Source organism: Photobacterium damselae subsp. damselae, assembly GCF_038086725.1.
Lineage (GTDB): Bacteria > Pseudomonadota > Gammaproteobacteria > Enterobacterales > Vibrionaceae > Photobacterium > Photobacterium damselae.
On sequence record NZ_CP146970.1, the window covers coordinates 1,662,453 to 1,679,984 of the forward strand.

At 36.8% G+C, this 17,532-nt stretch carries 19 protein-coding genes and 1 pseudogene; 13 read left to right on the forward strand and 7 right to left on the reverse strand.

The window, feature by feature from the left end:
• Positions 1-157 precede the first annotated feature (157 nt).
• The 5 genes and pseudogenes from WAX86_RS07585 to WAX86_RS07605 all read left to right on the forward strand — a co-directional run bounded on the left by WAX86_RS07585 (position 158) and on the right by WAX86_RS07605 (position 7,237).
• Positions 158-1,333, forward strand: coding sequence for an FIST signal transduction protein (locus tag WAX86_RS07585; protein ID WP_005299419.1), 1,176 nt, complete (start codon positions 158-160; stop codon positions 1,331-1,333).
• A gap of 4 nt (positions 1,334-1,337) precedes the next feature.
• Complete coding sequence (locus WAX86_RS07590) at positions 1,338-3,419, forward strand: ATP-binding protein (RefSeq protein ID WP_341488558.1); 2,082 nt, start codon at positions 1,338-1,340, stop codon at positions 3,417-3,419.
• Between the two features lie 374 nt (positions 3,420-3,793).
• Positions 3,794-5,135 (forward strand): annotated as a pseudogene (locus WAX86_RS07595) (ISNCY family transposase).
• A 219-nt stretch (positions 5,136-5,354) separates the two neighbouring features.
• Positions 5,355-5,738 carry a nuclear transport factor 2 family protein gene (locus WAX86_RS07600; protein ID WP_036763887.1) on the forward strand — a complete coding sequence of 128 codons (384 nt, stop codon included), beginning with the start codon at positions 5,355-5,357 and terminating at the stop codon, positions 5,736-5,738.
• A 71-nt stretch (positions 5,739-5,809) separates the two neighbouring features.
• Entirely contained in the window at positions 5,810-7,237 is a 1,428-nt protein-coding gene (locus WAX86_RS07605) for a BCCT family transporter (RefSeq protein WP_341488559.1), read from the forward strand.
• 55 nt (positions 7,238-7,292) lie between these two features.
• Here WAX86_RS07605 and WAX86_RS07610 read toward each other — a convergent pair whose 3' ends face one another.
• Positions 7,293-7,832, reverse strand: a complete 540-nt coding sequence (locus WAX86_RS07610) for a type II secretion system protein (RefSeq protein ID WP_341488560.1) — start codon at positions 7,830-7,832, stop codon at positions 7,293-7,295.
• Positions 7,833-7,946: 114 nt separating this feature from the next.
• On the opposite strand from WAX86_RS07610, the gene WAX86_RS07615 reads away from it, so the two are divergent.
• On the forward strand, positions 7,947-8,198 hold the full coding sequence (locus WAX86_RS07615; RefSeq protein ID WP_036763882.1) for a hypothetical protein: 252 nt from the start codon (positions 7,947-7,949) through the stop codon (positions 8,196-8,198).
• 107 nt (positions 8,199-8,305) lie between these two features.
• On the opposite strand, the gene WAX86_RS07620 is transcribed toward WAX86_RS07615, so the two are convergent.
• Entirely contained in the window at positions 8,306-9,406 is a 1,101-nt protein-coding gene (locus tag WAX86_RS07620; RefSeq protein WP_341488561.1) for an L-dopachrome tautomerase-related protein, read from the reverse strand.
• A gap of 102 nt (positions 9,407-9,508) precedes the next feature.
• Here WAX86_RS07620 and WAX86_RS07625 point away from each other — a divergent pair, with 102 nt between their 5' ends.
• On the forward strand, positions 9,509-10,429 hold the full coding sequence (locus tag WAX86_RS07625) for a LysR family transcriptional regulator (RefSeq protein ID WP_341488562.1): 921 nt from the start codon (positions 9,509-9,511) through the stop codon (positions 10,427-10,429).
• Here WAX86_RS07625 and WAX86_RS07630 read toward each other — a convergent pair.
• Positions 10,426-11,451, reverse strand: a complete 1,026-nt coding sequence (locus tag WAX86_RS07630; protein ID WP_237035383.1) for an HAD family phosphatase — start codon at positions 11,449-11,451, stop codon at positions 10,426-10,428. The genes WAX86_RS07625 and WAX86_RS07630 overlap by 4 nt on opposite strands.
• A gap of 215 nt (positions 11,452-11,666) precedes the next feature.
• On the opposite strand from WAX86_RS07630, the gene WAX86_RS07635 reads away from it, so the two are divergent.
• From WAX86_RS07635 to WAX86_RS07650, 4 genes are all read left to right on the forward strand, one after another.
• Positions 11,667-11,951 carry a winged helix-turn-helix domain-containing protein gene (locus WAX86_RS07635; RefSeq protein ID WP_341488563.1) on the forward strand — a complete coding sequence of 95 codons (285 nt, stop codon included), beginning with the start codon at positions 11,667-11,669 and terminating at the stop codon, positions 11,949-11,951.
• Between the two features lie 203 nt (positions 11,952-12,154).
• The gene (locus tag WAX86_RS07640; protein WP_237035385.1) at positions 12,155-12,397 is read left to right on the forward strand and encodes a hypothetical protein; all 243 of its coding nucleotides are present in this window, start codon (positions 12,155-12,157) and stop codon (positions 12,395-12,397) included.
• Positions 12,387-12,824 (forward strand): hypothetical protein, encoded by a 438-nt coding sequence (locus tag WAX86_RS07645; RefSeq protein WP_044175631.1) that lies wholly within the window; start codon positions 12,387-12,389, stop codon positions 12,822-12,824. Before WAX86_RS07640 ends, WAX86_RS07645 begins: the two co-directional genes overlap by 11 nt.
• Before the next feature lie 173 nt (positions 12,825-12,997).
• Complete coding sequence (locus WAX86_RS07650; protein WP_044175633.1) at positions 12,998-13,255, forward strand: hypothetical protein; 258 nt, start codon at positions 12,998-13,000, stop codon at positions 13,253-13,255.
• A gap of 38 nt (positions 13,256-13,293) precedes the next feature.
• Here WAX86_RS07650 and WAX86_RS07655 read toward each other — a convergent pair whose 3' ends face one another.
• The 3 genes from WAX86_RS07655 to matP all read right to left on the reverse strand — a co-directional run bounded on the left by WAX86_RS07655 (position 13,294) and on the right by matP (position 14,607).
• Positions 13,294-13,692 carry a PPC domain-containing DNA-binding protein gene (locus tag WAX86_RS07655; RefSeq protein ID WP_341488564.1) on the reverse strand — a complete coding sequence of 133 codons (399 nt, stop codon included), beginning with the start codon at positions 13,690-13,692 and terminating at the stop codon, positions 13,294-13,296.
• A complete protein-coding gene (locus tag WAX86_RS07660; protein ID WP_376788102.1) occupies positions 13,692-14,000 on the reverse strand; it encodes a DUF3634 family protein in 309 nt (102 codons plus the stop codon). Before WAX86_RS07660 ends, WAX86_RS07655 begins: the two co-directional genes overlap by 1 nt.
• Before the next feature lie 151 nt (positions 14,001-14,151).
• A complete protein-coding gene (matP, locus tag WAX86_RS07665; protein WP_044175637.1) occupies positions 14,152-14,607 on the reverse strand; it encodes a macrodomain Ter protein MatP in 456 nt (151 codons plus the stop codon).
• Between the two features lie 200 nt (positions 14,608-14,807).
• Here matP and WAX86_RS07670 point away from each other — a divergent pair, with 200 nt between their 5' ends.
• Positions 14,808-16,550 (forward strand): Lon protease family protein, encoded by a 1,743-nt coding sequence (locus WAX86_RS07670; protein ID WP_138240347.1) that lies wholly within the window; start codon positions 14,808-14,810, stop codon positions 16,548-16,550.
• Positions 16,551-16,619: 69 nt separating this feature from the next.
• Positions 16,620-17,135 carry a bifunctional 3-hydroxydecanoyl-ACP dehydratase/trans-2-decenoyl-ACP isomerase gene (gene fabA / locus WAX86_RS07675; protein ID WP_005299393.1) on the forward strand — a complete coding sequence of 172 codons (516 nt, stop codon included), beginning with the start codon at positions 16,620-16,622 and terminating at the stop codon, positions 17,133-17,135.
• A 192-nt stretch (positions 17,136-17,327) separates the two neighbouring features.
• Here the strand turns inward: fabA and rmf are convergent, their stop codons facing one another.
• Entirely contained in the window at positions 17,328-17,501 is a 174-nt protein-coding gene (gene rmf, locus WAX86_RS07680; protein WP_036763867.1) for a ribosome modulation factor, read from the reverse strand.
• Between the last annotated feature and the right edge of the window lie 31 nt (positions 17,502-17,532).

Genomic DNA, 17,532 nt, shown 5'->3' on the forward strand with positions numbered 1-17,532 from the left:
TATCCCTATCATGACTAAATTTTTTGCCGATACTACTAAATAATGACCAAAACTTATCAGACATTAATCAAATAACCATAAATTCACAAATTGATAGCTGATTGTAACACTAAAAATGTCTATTATTACTGTATCAGCTGACAAGAAATATGATCATATGGATATAGCAACAAGCTTTTCATCTCATTCCGATACCAATTTAGCCATTCGAGAGGCGATTGATTCTTTAACAACGAAAGTGTTTAAACCTCAATTGGTATTGGCATACTTTTCAGAACATTATGATGTCGTATTGCTACGTAATGCGTTATCAGAAGAATATCCAGATGCTCAAATTTTAGCTTGTAGCTCATGCCAAGGGATTATGACTGACGAAGGGTATATCTCAGATCAAGGAATTGCGCTTTGGTCAGTATCGGATCATTACGGTGCTTATGGCTCAGCGATTGTTTCAACTAACCAAAGTCCAAAGGATATGGCGCGCCAAGCAGTACTTCGAGCCATTGAAAATAGTGGTAGACCTGGCGAATTGCCTGCCTTGATCTTATTACATGCGACGCCAGGTCATGAAGAAGAAGTGATCAGCGGTATCGAAAGTGAAGTTGGTGGCGCTGTTCCCATTATTGGTGGTAGTGCTGCTGATGATCTCGTTGCAGGTCAATGGAATCTATTTACCCATCATCAAATAGCTCAAAAAGGTGTAGGGATAGTGGTATTTTATCCTTCATGCCAAGTAAGTTATTCATTTCACTCTGGGTATGCCAGTTCTGGGTTATCCGCTATTGCTACGCGAGTTGAAGGCCGAGAAGTTATCGAACTGGATGGTCGACCAGCAATGGATGTTTACCAAGAATGGTTAGGAAAAACGTTAGCTATTAACGATAGTATTGTCAGTGAAAGTAGTTTAAATCCTTTGGGGCGAATTGCAGGAACTGTGCATGATTTGCCATATTTTAAATTAGCGCATCCATTACGAGTTACTGAGCAAAGAGGTATCGAACTGTTTGCCCAAGTCAATGAAGGTGAAGTTCTTTACTTTATGGAAGGTACAGTTGAGCGACTTGTGACTCGAGCTGGTCGCGTAATTAACTCAGCTTACGATATTAGCCGTTCAAACCGACTCGATCCTATTGGAGGGATCACCATTTACTGTGCCGGTTGTATGCTGAAAGTAAAAGATCGCATGAAAGATGTGGCTAAATACGTCAACATTGCCATGCATAACGCACCATTTGTTTGTCCATTTACTTTTGGTGAACAAGGTCAGTTTGTGGGTGGTGAAAATGCTCATGGCAACCTTATGATTTCTGCCGTTCTGTTCCATAGGGATTGATAGTATGCCAAGTTTTGAATCCGAAAAATTACAGGAAACCATACTAGATTTACTTCGAAGTCAGGAACGTGAATCACAATTAAGAGATGAGAACGAAGCCATTCTTGCTGGCGTATCAGCAATGGCAGGAGCTAACAATAAACGTCAGGTTTTTAATAGCTTACTAGAAGTTATTCGCAAGTTTATTTTCTTTGAAAACGCTATTGTTTTAACTCGTGAAGATGAAATCGCACCGATACAAGAACTTGTTAGTACTAATTATTTGTTTGAAGGATCTGTTTGGCCAGTATTTAGCACTTTCAGTCGTTGTATTAATGGCGAAAGCGTAGCTCTGTTTAATCCAGAAGCTGTTGAAGAGTTTCAATCTCTGCCTCCTGATTATTTAAGATACTGCAAATCCGCTTTAGTGACAGGGGTGAAGGTTAGTTCTGGTGATGCATTGCTTATCTTTTTGCATTCAGAGAAAGGACAATTCACACCAAAATGTCGACGAGTGTTAGATCGCTTACGGCCATTAGTTGAACGTGCCATCATCGATATTGATTATCGAGAAAGACTTCAATCGTTAGTTACAGCAAGAACTCAAGAGTTAATTCATAGCCAGCAACGGTTTAAAGACTTTGCAAAAACGGTTGGTGATTGGTTTTGGGAAATAGATACTGCGTTTAACTTTACTTATATTTCGTCACCACAACTTGCTGGTCATATGATTGATCAGACCAACATATTAGATATTTTCCGCGATCAGCCCGAACTAAAACAAAAGTTAAAAGAGAAATGCGAGCAACAAGAACCTTTTGAAGATTTCGAATGGCAGTTGCCTGAATCTGAAGGGGGCTTATGGATCACGTTCACGGGGACGCCATATTTTGATAAGAATGATCACTTTTTAGGATACCGCGGTACATCAAAAAATATCACGGCTCGTAAGAAGCGTCTGTTTGCTCTCCAAGAAGCAAGAAAACAAGCTGAAAGTGCTAATAGTGCGAAGTCGCAATTTCTTGCCATGATGAGCCACGAAATTCGAACACCATTAAATGCCGTGTTAGGTTTAATGGATACTTTAGCCGATTCTGGTCTACGCCAAGAACAGATGGAGTGGGTTAAGCAGATGGATCAATCAGCTCAGCTACTTCTTACTATTATTAATGATATCTTAGACTTATCTAAAATTGAGTCAGGCAATTTTGAACTAACAAACGGTGAGATGAGTATTACAGATTGCATTAATTTGGTTGTTAATCAATTATCGGAGCAAGCTCGTAATAAGAACATTTTGCTTCAAGCTGAGATAGATCAAACAGTACCAAGTGTTATCTGTGGTGATAAAAATCGTATTGCTCAAATCATGTTTAACCTTATTGGTAATGCAATCAAGTTTACCAGTACAGGCTCGGTTCGAGTTCTAGCGCGGCGTGTCGAAGATAATATTGAAATTTCAGTAATAGATACAGGAATTGGTATAGCTAAACAAGCACAGAATAATTTGTTTCATCCATTTCATCAGGCCGATAGTAGTATAACGCGTAAGTATGGCGGTACAGGTTTAGGTCTGGCGATCAGTAAACATCTCATTTCTAAAATGAACGGTAAGATTGAACTTGATAGTTCCTTGGGTATTGGCAGTTGCTTTAAAGTGATTTTACCAATTGTGGTTCCGTTGATGACGATTGAGGTTGATGAACCTGAACAATATCCGCCATCAAACCGATGCTTGAATATTTTACTGGCCGAAGACAGCATTACAAACCAGATGGTTGCTCGATTGATGTTAGAGAAAAGAGGTCATAAAGTTCACATCGTCAATAATGGTGAAGAAGCTCTTGAAGCAATTCGTCATGGACACAAGAAATTTGATTTGGTCTTTATGGATGTTTCAATGCCATTAGTCGATGGTGTGGAAGCCACTCGAATTGTTCGTAGTGAAGGAATTGAAATCCCAATTATTGCTTTAACTGCAAATGTAATGAAACAAGACCAAATAGAATATCACGAAGCCGGCATGAATGAGTTTTTACCGAAACCCATTCGAGGCTCAGAACTCACATCAATTCTACAAAAATACCAGCACATCGTTGCGAATTAGCAAAGGCCAATCGATAGAAAAAAGATCATTGAAAGATGATCTTTTTTCTTTGGTAATTTGCAGATAAATTGAAGAACTAAGCAAACTGGACATTTGCTGCAGAGCTTAAATTTAAATGTAAATTACCTATTTTATGGTAAATTGCCAATACTGTTAAATAGCCCTTATTTTCAAATCATCCATACTAAAGAGTAGAGCAGACAAAGTGTTATCTATAAAGATATGACTTGGATTATATTAACTTGGACATCCTATTTAACATAATATACATAATGCGCACTTAGTGTGTAAGTCCCATTTAGAAATGTCATGTTGAACTAACTTCAAAAGACGCTTTTTCTTTGCTGTTTTGGAGCCTGTGGATGTTGTTAACCATGACTGATAATGAATTACTGCGAATCAAAGTTATCCAAGATATCTGTGATAAACGACTGACTGGTGTTGAAGCTTAACTTAAGCCCTCGTCAAGTTTACCGATTGGTTAAACGCTTTATTGAGTTTGGTGCTTCTGGTTTGGTCTCATTACAACGCGGTCGACCTGGCAATCATCGCTATGATGAAAATATAAAACTACAAACCTTAGCGATCCTCCATGAGCATTACACAGACTTTGGTCCAACTCTTGCCCATGAAAAACTGACTGAACGCCATGATATTCATGTGTCTGTTGAAACGATCCGTCAATGGATGATCGCAGATGGACTCTGGGTTCCTCATACCAAACGAAAGCCTCGTGTTTACCAACCTCGTTACCGCCGTGATTGTTATGGAGAGTTAATTCAGATAGATGGTTCACATCATGATTGGTTTGAAGGCCGCAGTAACAAATGTTGTCTGTTGGTTTTCATTGATGATTCCACTGGCAAACTGATGAACTTGCGCTTTAGCGAAACAGAATCTGCATTTGATTATATGGTGGCAACACGTGAATACCTTGAACAGCATGGAAAACCCACCGCTTTTTACAGTGATCGTCATGCCGTATTTCATGTCAGCAAGCGTGATGCAAAGACCGAACGATTGACTCAGTTTGGTCGTGTATTGCATGATTTAAATATAGAATTGATTTGTGCAAACAGCTCTCAAGCTAAGGGCCGTGTAGAGCGAGCCAACAAAACGTTGCAAGATCGTTTAGTTAAAGAAATGCGATTACAAGGAATCGATACTATCGAGCAAGCAAATGCGTGGCTCCCCAACTTTATCGCTGATTTTAACCGGCGCTTTGCTAAACCTGCGAAATACCCCAAAGATATGCATCGGCCAGTGCGGGAAATGACGGATGAGCTAAATGACATCTTTGCCTGGCAAGAACTACGAAAACTCTCTAAATCGCTAACATTTCAGTATGATAAGGTTGTTTATCTTATTGATCCAACGGAAGAAAATCAGCGACTAATCAATCAAGTCGACAAGGTGCTTGACCGACCAGATGGGACCATTGCTATCCAATATGGCCAACGAAAACTCACGTTCAAAGTGTTCGATAAACTGACTGATATTGACCAAGGCCAGATAGTCGATAATAAACGTTTAGGTGCCGTTTTGAAATTTGCTCAGGAAAAACAGCAAGAATTTGAGCAACAACAAACACGCAATCGTAGTAAAAAAGCCCCGACACGAACCGCTCAACAACGAGCCATTCGGCAACTTGAAGCCATCAATCCTGTCTTAGTTCACCCTGAACAATTTAAACCCAGTACCAGAAAAAAGCCGTGACTTCCCTACTCTATAACCCCAATTTCCCACTAATTAACTACCTTAAAAGGAGACATTTTATCGGGGAATAATAAGGAAATTTTAAAGTGAGTCCCATTTAGAAATGTCCTATGAACTTAGCGCAGATTTATATATTAACTTATAGATGCTATTGGCTTCACTACTCGTTTCGTATCAATATCCAGAGTCTGGCTAGATTTGAATACAAGGTGCAAAACCATGACTACTATACAATCGAAAAACAAAGTTACTGCCATTAGTTTTTACAATATGGCTTTTCTTGGTAACCCCAAAGAAGCCGTTGAATTGTATGTCGGTGATGAATACATTCAACATAACCCACTTGTACCTGATGGTAAAAATGGATTTATTGATTACTTTGAGAGAATGTATTGCGATTATCCCAATAAAACTATTGAGTTTGTTCGCGCTATAGCGGAGGAAAACTTAGTAGCTTTACATACTCACCAAACATGGCCTGATGGCGATGAGTACGTCACTATGGATTTTTTCCGTTTTGATGATAATGGAAAGATCGTTGAACATTGGGACTCAATGCAAATTATTCCAAATACAAGTATGAATCCCAATACGATGTATTAATTAATAATGATAAAGATTAAATTATCAGGTAGCAGAAACTGGCTACCTTTTTTCTCTATGGTGGCATCCTTTTGTCATCGTTTATATTTTTAATTTTCCCTAATCAGGCTGTTTTTATATTAAGTAGGATATCAAATAAACTATCAGTAATATTAGCTAGACCAATTTTAATTACTACATCATTAGTTGTTATTCTTTGTTTCATTCTCGCTCTATTCCCAATTGGTAAAACACGTTTAGGTAATCGCCAGCCTGATTACTCCTATATTTCTTGGATAACAATGGTATTTACTACTGGTATGGGATCTGGACTAGTTTTTTGGGGTATCGCAGAGCCTGCTTATCATTATTTATTTTTCAATAATTTAACAGTAACTGAAAGTCATAGTGTATCTAATGTATTGGCAATAACATATTTTCATTGGGGACTACATGCTTGGTCAATTTACACTATTGTAGGTTTGTCATATGCATGGTTCCGATATATTAGGAACAAAGATCTATCGTTAACCTCGCCTTTTATAGAACAATCAAATAATTCTATCTTTTTCGATATTATAAATATTATTACTGTTTTCACTATCATTTTCAGTGTCGCTGGAGCCTTTGCAAATTCAGTAAGCTTAATTCAAGATGGATTGAATTTAACAGCGAATACTATGAAAGGATTCAATAGTAGGATTATTATTGTCATCTTAATATCTTTGTTTTTCTGTATATCATCATTCACATCGATAAAAAAAGGAATTCGTATTTTAAGTCTTTTGAATGTTATGTTGATGTTGACACTTGCAGTCACAGTGTTTTTCACCAATGACGTAAAAAATATATTACATATTTTCATGCACTCAATTAAAGATTATATATTATTGCTGCCAAAACTATCTTTTCAACTAAATGAAAAGTCACAACAATGGAGTGTAGATTGGACAATCAATTACTTCATCTGGTGGTGTGCTTGGGCTCCTTTTGTTGGAATCTTTTTAGCAAAGATAAGCAAAGGAAGAACTGTTAGACAATTTATCTTATCTGTGATTTTTATTCCTACACTAACTTCAATGATATGGTTTTCGATCTATTCTGGTTCTGCTTTGATAAAATATTCAGAACCAGTACTGAGTGCAACTAAAAAAGATTTCACTTATGGTCTATTTGCCTTTTATGAACAATTACCGTTTTCAACCTTTCTCTCTACATCATCAATTATACTTTTATCTCTTTTCATTATTACTAGTATTGACTCCTCTGTTAATACTATTGATACCTTAATAAAAAATGATAAGCGACGTATCACTCTGCTCTATTGTCTATTAATCTCTTCACTCACTATAATACTTACTTATTATAATGATATTAATCTTAATAAGCAGATTGCGATTATTGGTGCAATCCCATTTATGATAATTATTGTTATTCAAATATATACATTTATTGTTGATGTCATTTTTTATATCTCCTTAAAAGATAGGATTAAAAATAATCCTATTAAATCTATTTGAATAATATCTCTAATTTGAATAACTGCCTAAATCTATTAGGCAGTTATAACTACAATTAACAGCCTGCTATTTCGAGTTTATAGACTGGAACTTTGTAATTAACAGGCTTTCCATCCACGATGCCACTTCTATAAAAATAATAAGATAAGTAACATTTAGATTGTTCAACTGCACTTATTGACTGAGTTTGAAAGCCAGGAGCTGATTTAGGGATAATATATGCTGGCCCATAACGAGTTCCAGTACTTAGGACACTCCAGTCACTCTTATTCATACTCATAATGGCTCTAATATTCCATTCAGTAGGAAGTATATAGCCATAATGCAAACTTACTGTTTTACCATCAATAAGCAATGTTGAGTCACTTGAATTATTCCAATCATTTGCTTCTTGTTCTGCAACCCCTTTTATTGCTGCTTTCCCATATACGATGCCATTAGCAGATTTTAAAGCTCCTTCTGCCCCTTTAAGATCTGCAATTCTTGCATCTCGTTGTAGATTTAAAAATTTTGGCATTGCTACTACAGCAAGTATCCCTAAAATCACAATAACAACGACCAATTCAGTTAAGGTAAAACCTTTATACCTATTCATACACACCATAAAAAATACCTCTACTCAATGAAATGTAGAACGTATTTTTTGTGCTGACAAGATATTATTTCAGGTATAATTCATATAACTTCAACGAAAAATAGAATATAACGTATGATTGACGACTCGATTATTATTGAAACACTAGAGCAACTAGAAAGCTTCCTTCTATCTATTGAAAATGGTGGCATGGGATTGACCAATGTTGCGGGTGTTGCCTTAGCGACTAACAATGCAAATGGTCGCCCTTTTGTTGCAGTACTTGATGATAAACACCAATTACTTTTAGGTCGCTGGGTATCACAAGAAGTTTATGATAATGGAAAAGATATGGTTCGATATGGACCAAAGAAAAAAGTCCATTAATAGATAAGACAAAGGCTTCTATTTAGAAGCCCTTTGCCTTTCATTGACTATAATATTTGAAATGTTACAGCGTCACACTTGCTTTATTTTGTATCGCTTTGATTGATTTATCGCCCGACAGTTCCTGATGATAATGAATCAAAGCGCAGAACTTTAAATGGCTTCGTTGTTTTAGGCGTAAATTTAACCGATGGATTTAATACTGGTGAATTTTGAAGTTGATTAACCGTAACATAAATTTTGCTATCAGGGCCAAAAGCAAAACCATCAGACCAATTGATCATTTTATCTTTGAAAAGAGTTTTATATGAACCATCAGGTTTAACAATACCAATAGAATTATCTGTTACCGAGGTTACATAGACATTCCCTTCACTATCAACGGTAATACCATCAGAAATTGGTTTGTCACCGTAACGTTCAATATGTTTAGTTAACTCTTGATCTGTTAAATTAAAATCTGATAGATATTTAGTACTAATTCTATACAAGGATTTACCATTCATGGCTCCAAAATAAACCCATTGATAGTCAGGACTGATCGTAATTGGATTAACTCCAAGCCTTAATGGCTGACCACCTAAGTTTATTTTTCTATCAGCAACAACCATGTCGATGTCTTCATAAACAGTAAATTTACTACCCTCAAGAACTCGTTTGGTTTGTCCTGTTTTTAAATTAACAATAATTATGGCTGACTTATCACCCGAAGCAGTATCTGCAATATAGATGTAATTATTCTTCTGATCTATTGCAAAATCATTTAGAAAAGAAGCTGAGCTTAATGTTGGCTTTGAAATATAAATCACACGCTCAAGTTGTTCTTTCTTTGTATTCCAACCGACTAAACGGCCCGCTCTCTTATCTGACGAGGTATCTAGCATCCATAAAACACCATTGTCATCAATATTGACACCAAGAACATCGTTTAATGAAAATACATTATGTTCAAGAGCCCAAGCTTTATTTGGATATGGTTTTACAGATCCATCTTTTAATAACTCACCCATTCTAAGTTCGGGCCCAAAGAAACTATGAATACTAATGAACTTTCTATTATCTTTACTCACTGCAATATTCCCAGGAGGCGTACTAATGCTTAACTCAGAATATACTTCTAGATCATTCGCATGAATAGCTCCACTCATCATTGAACCTAATAGTAAAGCAGGAGTAATCATTGATTTCAATTTAAATGTATTTTCCATAAGTTTTATCCTCTTCAACGTATGGAAAGTACTATAATGCTATTGTCTTATGCCTTAAACACACTTAAAGTTAATGCACATTTAAATAAAATTTGGTTAATAATGAAAAATATTAACGATGTCAGGTTATTTATTAAAGTTGTAGACCTTGGAAGTATATCTGGTACTGCAAGGCAACTCGACATGACATCAGCAGGGGTAAGTACCGCAATTAAACGACTAGAAGAGGAAGTCGGCACTCAATTACTTGTACGATCAACAAGAAGTATTCGATTAACTACTGATGGTGAATTTTTCTATGACAAATCATTAAAAGCGATAGAAATATTAGATTCAGCTATTGACGCATTAAAAGACCATCAAAACTATTCGGGCTCGATTAATGTTTCTGCTCCATCTGACTTTGGGCGAAACATATTGCTTAATTGGATTAATGAATTTACTAATAAACATCCAAATATAAAAATTAATCTGTTTGTTACTGATGCTCAAATTAATTTAATATCAAACCCAGTAGATTTAGCCATTCGTTATGGAACTCTACCTGATTCTGAGCTTCGAGCTTCTGTTGTGACACATAATAATTATCGAGTATTAGTCGCCTCACCTAAATATTTATCAGAATTTGGAGAACCATCAAGACCAAAAGATCTTTTAAAACATTCATGTCTGACTTTTATTATCAATGAAAAAGTATTTTCTAATTGGTGTTTTCATAATAGAGAGCAAGTTACGGTTGACTGTAATCGTACTGCAAATGATGGCGATGTAATTAAGAAATGGACGATGCAAGGATATGGGATCAGTTACCGATCTCTGCTCGATGTTTATCCAGAAATAATGGAAAACAAACTTAAAATAGTAGGTAAAAATTGGGGATTTGAGTCATTACCTTTACATTTTGTATTCACCACAAACCCCAAGTATATTAACCCTATAGCTATAGAATTTAGAACATTCATTAAAGACAAAATTAATTCAGTTTTGTCTAATTCGGATTTAAATGCCCTATTTTCTGATTAAGGCAATTTTCGCTCTTCTTTCTCTGTTGGGAAAATTTGGCACCAATCGTTTTTCATATTAACTACATTCCATCCATGTATTTTTGCCTGGTTCATTAACTCAGGGGTAAATTTCCCCTCAAAAGAACTTGGCCCATAACTCCACTCTCGTTCTTGATCTGTATGATGGATTAACATCGCAAAGCTCTCACCTTTTTGAGATGTAGTCCAGTCAAGCATTGCAGCATCACCTGTTGAGTTACCAATTGCAACAATGGGTCTTTTCCCTATGATAGTCTCGATATTGATGGCTTTTTGAGGTCCATCATTAACATAAATAAGCTTATCATTTTTAACTAACTGAGCTTTACCATTCACTTGTTTATAGCTGTAGCCAAAAGTTGTACCAATCACATTTTGTGCTGGAATATGATAAATAGCTTCACTCCATGGACGAACAAAAGCAGCACCAGCTCCTGTGACAATATAAACATCAAATTGATTAGCCTTAAGATAATCAATTACTTGGATCATAGGTTGATAAACCAAAGATGTGTATGGACGATTAAATCGAGAGGATTTATGAGTCTTGAGCCAAGATAATACTTCAGAACTGTATTGTGACGGTGTCACGCCTGACTGAGATTGCGCTAAGATAGGAAGAAGAGCAGACCAACTATGTTTAAAGACCTCTTGAATATTTCCATCCACTACCCATTTATATGGCGTTTTTTCTCCCCAATCTAAGTTTGTTTTCGCCTTTGCTTTTATTTGGTCGAACGCAAATTGAAATTGAGTATACATAGGCTTTTCTGGCCATAATGTACCATCATTATCAATCACAGCAATTCGTTCATTAGCCGGAACATAATCTGCACTATTAACATTTGTCACTTTATCAATAAATGCTAGCAATGAAGAACGAGGTGAGCTGTTTTGCCATAAAGATAAGGTCTCTCCTTGATTGTCGCATGACATCGAGAATGCTGAAAATGGTATTGATACAAATGGTAAGGCACATAGTGCAATGTGTGTAAACTTCATAACTGGCTCAATTCATTAAATTTTCATTAAGTATAATGGAATATCGGTGTAAACCACCAAATATTTTCATTAGGAATAAATAGTTTAATGTGATTGTGTACTAAGTTTAATGTTCTGACACAATATCTATATAGAAATAACAATTCTTATTCGTTAAAATGCCCTATTGGCAAAGTGTTTTACTTGAAATAATAATTATACTCATGAACCAGTCAGTGATCGATATCAAGCAGTTTGGACGCTTTGATGTTGACTTAACCAATAGAATTATTAAACGACGTGCAGATTCAGCAGAAGTAAAAGTATCAAAATCAGAAGTATTAATTTTTACATATCTTGCTGAAAATAAAGATAAAACTATACATAGAGAGAATTTACTAAAAGAGTGCTGGCAAGGAAAAGTTGTAACTAATAATTCTTTAACAGTTGCAATAAAGAATCTAAGAACAGCACTTAATGAGATTGATGAAAATAATCTTATTATTACAGAGCAAAGTTAGGTTATGCAATTAATGGAGCCAATCTAACTCATTCAGTACTAAGCGACCTTAATGATAATGACGAAAATTTAGAAATCCAAGCACTCGGTAAAAATCCACCAGCAAACAAACTAGAAATACCAAAAAAGAATATAGATATAACGTTACCATCTAAAAATCACATGGTTACCCTCTTATTTCTTTTTATAACGTATTTTATAGGCATGCAATATTTTAGCTTTATCGATGAAAAAACGATAAACGGAATACCAGTTATCTATGATGGGATTGATTTACCGAACCCTGTTGTAAACACAATCAAGCAAAACCAAGCTGATGGTGCTGCAAAATGGATTGCATACCCTATAAGTGGCATTTGTTCACGATACCAATTGTATGGTGTTATCGGTGACAACTTTATTGATTACTCAGATAAAATAAAGCAAGGTTCTTGTGATGTTTCGTAATGCTATTTTAGGTATTGGCTTAGGAGTCATATTGATTAGCGCTCAGGGTTTTTACTCAACTATGACTACCCTAGCCAAATATCATTTTTCAACATCCTATCCTTCTTTATCGCAAGAAAAGCTAAAGATGACGCTTCAACATGGCAGAATAAAAGAGCAATTAGTCGTTTATGATAAAGAACAAAAAGTGATTTTAACTAAGCAGTTAAACGGTTGGTTTTTTAGATTATTTGATCATTACTATGTATTAGGTATGCAAGGTAATGGTGCAAATCAAGAGTACTATTTAAAGTTTAAAAGCTTTTATATAGAAACCCTTACATCAGGTAACAGTTTACTGATTCGTGATCACAGAGGTATTTATAGAAGTAAATCTGGCGAGATCGTACCTTTAAATAGCGTGATGCAAGGTCAACAAATTAGTTAAGATGGGCACTCTTCGGAGTGCTTTTTAATTAACACACATTAAAGTTATAGTGCATTAGGGGTTTTATACTTCTTTTTTATGATAGCAAAACAAAGAAATCACTTGAATGGTCTCTCGGATAAAAGCTATCATTGTAAATTAAATCAAATGAATACATATGAGAATGCTATCTAATGGCTATAACTATAAGAGATATCGAATCTCACTACTACATGATAGAAGAACTCAAGTCGTTAACAAATACCAATGTCACAACCAAAGCGTTAATTAAAGGTGGATACCTCGCGGTTGATATTGGTAAGCAACTGGCGGAAGAAACGGAACGAAGAAAAGCGGTAGAAGAAGAATTAGAACAGTTAAAGCAACTATTGGATGCTCATATCAAAGCTCAGTCAGCTCTATTTAACTATATAAAAAAAGAGAAGCCATAAGTTAATATTGCCTCTCTTCATAATAAATATCGACCTAATTAACGAGATGAAATAGCCAACTCGGTATAACCTGTTGATGTATCAAACGCACGACTGAAGGCTAAATTATCATAAGCAACTAGGCAAAGCTCGCATGTATATGAAACGATAGAACCTGGTTGGAGATGCCCGCCATATACATGCCCTTCCTTATCTGCAACAGATATATGAATATGAACATGTTCAGGCGTTAATGTCCCTGCCAAGGATAGAATTTCTAATGGGCCTGACAGTTCTAGACATTGAGTTGCACTGGCCAATCGAATATTAACGGACTCTAGACAACCGACCCCAGTTACAAGGGAACCGGCTTGAATACCAGAAGAAACGACATAATCAAGAATAGATTGACGAAGATCTTGCCCTTGGGTTAATCGTAAAGCGTGTGGAGTTACCATTAAGCTCTCTTACCTTGTTTCTTCGTATTAACACTATGAGGAAAAACATTATTAATGCGTTGTTTAACTTTACTTGGGATCTGCTTAGAGAAAACAAGTTTTGTCTGAAAACGGGTTTTATAGACTTTCACTACCCCATCAAATGGCATCTTATGGCCAATATCTTTACAAGCTTGACGAAAACCATTCGGAATTTGGCCTTTCTCTTCAACCAGTTCGCCTTGTTTAAATTTAAGACGCATTATTGGACGATCTTTAAAAACAATGAAAATAACAACCACGGCGAGTAGGATTACATATTCCATCATAAGCTCCTTTCAATGTTATTGTGCGCTTTGCTCTATTATTCAAATCAATTGTAGATTACAAATAGTAAGCAAATTACTAGCCAAATTGATTAACCGATTGAAAGGCTGATAAAAAAGAGACGTTATAATCGGTTAATTAGTTAAAACTCTATTATGCGTCCATATCAAGTAAACGAGTTAAATCATCTTTTAAGTCTAAAACCGTTTTACTGGCCTTCTCTGTTCGACTACTTTCACTCAATAAGTATTCAATCGTATCAGATAAGGTAGAATCGAGTTCTTTTGATTTTTCCGCCAACTTTTCCCAAACCCGATAATCAAGATCGATAGATTTCTTTCGAGTATGTACCTGTTCGGCGTTAAAGTGACGTTTACGTTTTGCTCGAATAGCTTGTTTAAGTTTGATCTCTAGAGCTGGAGACATATGATTATCAATCCAAGTAAGCACTTTTGTTGGTTCATGCTCTAAAGATTGAAGTTGTTCGACAGCAGCTTCAACTTCACTCGAATCAATATAACGGGTAATCGCTTCACCCTCTTTCCATTTTTTGACCAGATAAGCCCATTTCCAACCGGCTTCAAGATTTTCAAGCTGCTGATATTTCATAAGATCTCTTTCTTCCTCACCAACACGATATCGTTACAGTGTAACCATAACGGAGCGAAATCACAATTGTTCCATCAATGCATACGCAGTTAAGTCAATGATTTTGCGAAATTACAGACATAAGTCCCTATTATGCTCGCTCTTATTGCATTATACTGCTGGCCTTTTCACAGTACTAAAAGAAAAAAGAATTTAGAGATATGCATGAAGAATCGTGGCGTACATTGATCCCTGATTACACGCCGTACCGTAATGTCTTAGAAAACTATAACGAATTAGCGCCAGCAGATACTGGGTTACTTCAACCACGCCTAGCAGATGCCGTACGCCGTTTTACCGCGATCACTATTCAGCCTCGTGTCCTTCGCGTGACTGCTCCTGATAATAAAATTTACCGCGATTATGTGATTGAGCTTCTGACTAAGTACGAACAAGAAAGAATTCAGAAGCAAACATCCCAGCTAAGCTTAGAGCAATCATCAATCACAGATCCAATTGTCGTGACCAGCGAATATGTTACCGAGCAATCGCTTTTTGGTACGGTATATCCACCATCAAGTGATGCAAAAGTTGTTACATATAATGTAAAACACGGTCTTATTCATCAAGCAAACAATGGTTACTTAGTTCTATCGGTAGGTGCATTAATTGCCAATCCTGGAGCTTGGAGTCGACTAAAAAGCGTATTAATGAATGGTGAGCTTGAATGGCAACCTTCTGAACCTAAAAAAGCCTACCCATTACCAACGGCTGAAAAACTCAATGTTAAGCTAGTATTAGTTGGTGACCGATTCTTGATGGCTGATCTTGATGAAGCAGAACCGGACTTATCTGCAGGTTTTGCCATGTATGGTGAGTTTGAACAAGACCTCTTACTCACCGAGCAAAGCCTTCCTGACTATTTACGTTATGTCAAAGCTATCGCTAAACGCAGTCAATTGCCTGATCTTGCCGACAGTGATGCTGTTGAAGCGTTACTATCAGCAGGTGCTCGCTACGCTGAAGATCAATCCCGAGTACCTCTTTGTTTGTTGTGGCATACCAATGTATTGTCTGAAGCGAGTATTGAATCTGAAAACCAACAGATTACTCGTGAACACTTAAAAGCCTCGCTTAATGCTAAGTTGTATCGAGAGTCTTATCTTCCTGAGCGTGCAATTGCCGATATTCATCATGGTCAAGTCGTGATTGAATGCCAAGGACAGGAAGTCGGTCAGGTCAATGGCTTAACCGTTGTTGAAATGCCAGGGCATCCGATGTCTTATGGAGAACCGGCTCGTATCTCTTGTGTAGTTCACTTTGGTGATGGCGATATTTCTGATGTTGAACGTAAAGTTGAGCTTGGTGGTAATATCCACGCTAAAGGCATGATGATCATGCAAGCATTTTTATCTACTGCATTAAATTTAGATCAAGCCCTTCCATTCTCAGCATCTATTGTATTTGAACAATCTTACTCTGAAGTTGACGGTGACAGTGCCTCTTTAGCAGAGCTTTGTGCTTTAGTCTCAGCACTTTCTGTTCAGCCGATTAACCAAGAGATTGCAGTTACCGGTGCAGTAGACCAATTTGGACGTGTACAAGCGGTAGGCGGTGTCAACGAGAAGATTGAAGGATTCTATAAGGTTTGTGTTCATCGCGGTCTTACAGGTAATCAAGGTGTTATTCTGCCGAAAACCAATCTATCAAGTCTTTGCTTAAATGATGAAGTTATCGAAGCGATCAAATCTGGACAATTCCATATCTGGACAGTAGAAAATGTTGATGAAGCCATCCCTCGTTTGATGGGACAAACATTTAGAGGAAAAGAGGATGATACTGATACTATCCTGGCGAAAATAGCAGAACGTATCGAACTGTTTCATCTAGGTGGTATGTATCCAGAAGAAAATATCTTCTCTCGCATTCGTAATACAATTCAGAACTGGTTTGTCCAGAACTGATCCGAGTTGTTTAGCGTACATGTGTAAGCTAAATTGCTCCCATACTTGTTAAGGAGCGATTTTTATCTCATGACACGCCAGAATTCATACTCTTACGAAGACTTAGTAGCATGTGGCAAACGTGAACTGCATGGACCAAACTTCCCTGCTCTGCCATCAGACAATATGTTAATGATGGACCGTATCGTTGAAATTACCGATCAAGGTGGTGAGCACGGTAAAGGTTTTATTCATGCTGAACTTGATATCAATCCTGACCTTTGGTTCTTTGATTGCCACTTTAAAGGTGACCCTGTCATGCCTGGTTGTCTTGGTCTTGATGCGATGTGGCAGCTTGTTGGTTTCTTCCTGGGTTGGAGTGGCGGCGAAGGTAAAGGCCGTGCTCTGGGTGTAGGTGAAGTGAAATTCACAGGCCAGATTCTACCAACAGCCAAAAAAGTCACTTACGACATTCAGCTAAAACGTGTTATCAACCGTAAACTGATTATGGGCGTAGCAGATGGTCGTGTTCTGGTTGATGGTAAAGAAATTTACGTAGCAAAAGATTTAAAAGTTGGTCTATTTAAAGACACAGACAGCTTCTAAGAGAGCGATTTGAAATAACAATAGATGAAAAAAGATATTGTTATAGCCTCTTCTACAATAAGGTCACTTCGGTGGCCTTTTTTATTTTGTATAAATTATATTTTTAGGGACGTGGTTCAGGGATAAAACTAAATCGTAGACATTAAAAAGCCCCTCTCCTTAAGGGGCTAAATAAGGTTAACCATGAGGGGGTTATTTAATGAGACCTTGTTGTAGATCTTCTCGGGCTTCACGCCAACCGCCAAGCCAGTTTGTACGGGCATCAACACCTTGATACGGACATGTTTCACTCGAACGACCATTTAACCCAGCCTGATAACCTCGAGCTTGAGCACGTTCCAAACGATCCCGCTTTTGTCTCTTCATAGTTCGATCCTCATCCTTAACAGATTTGTTT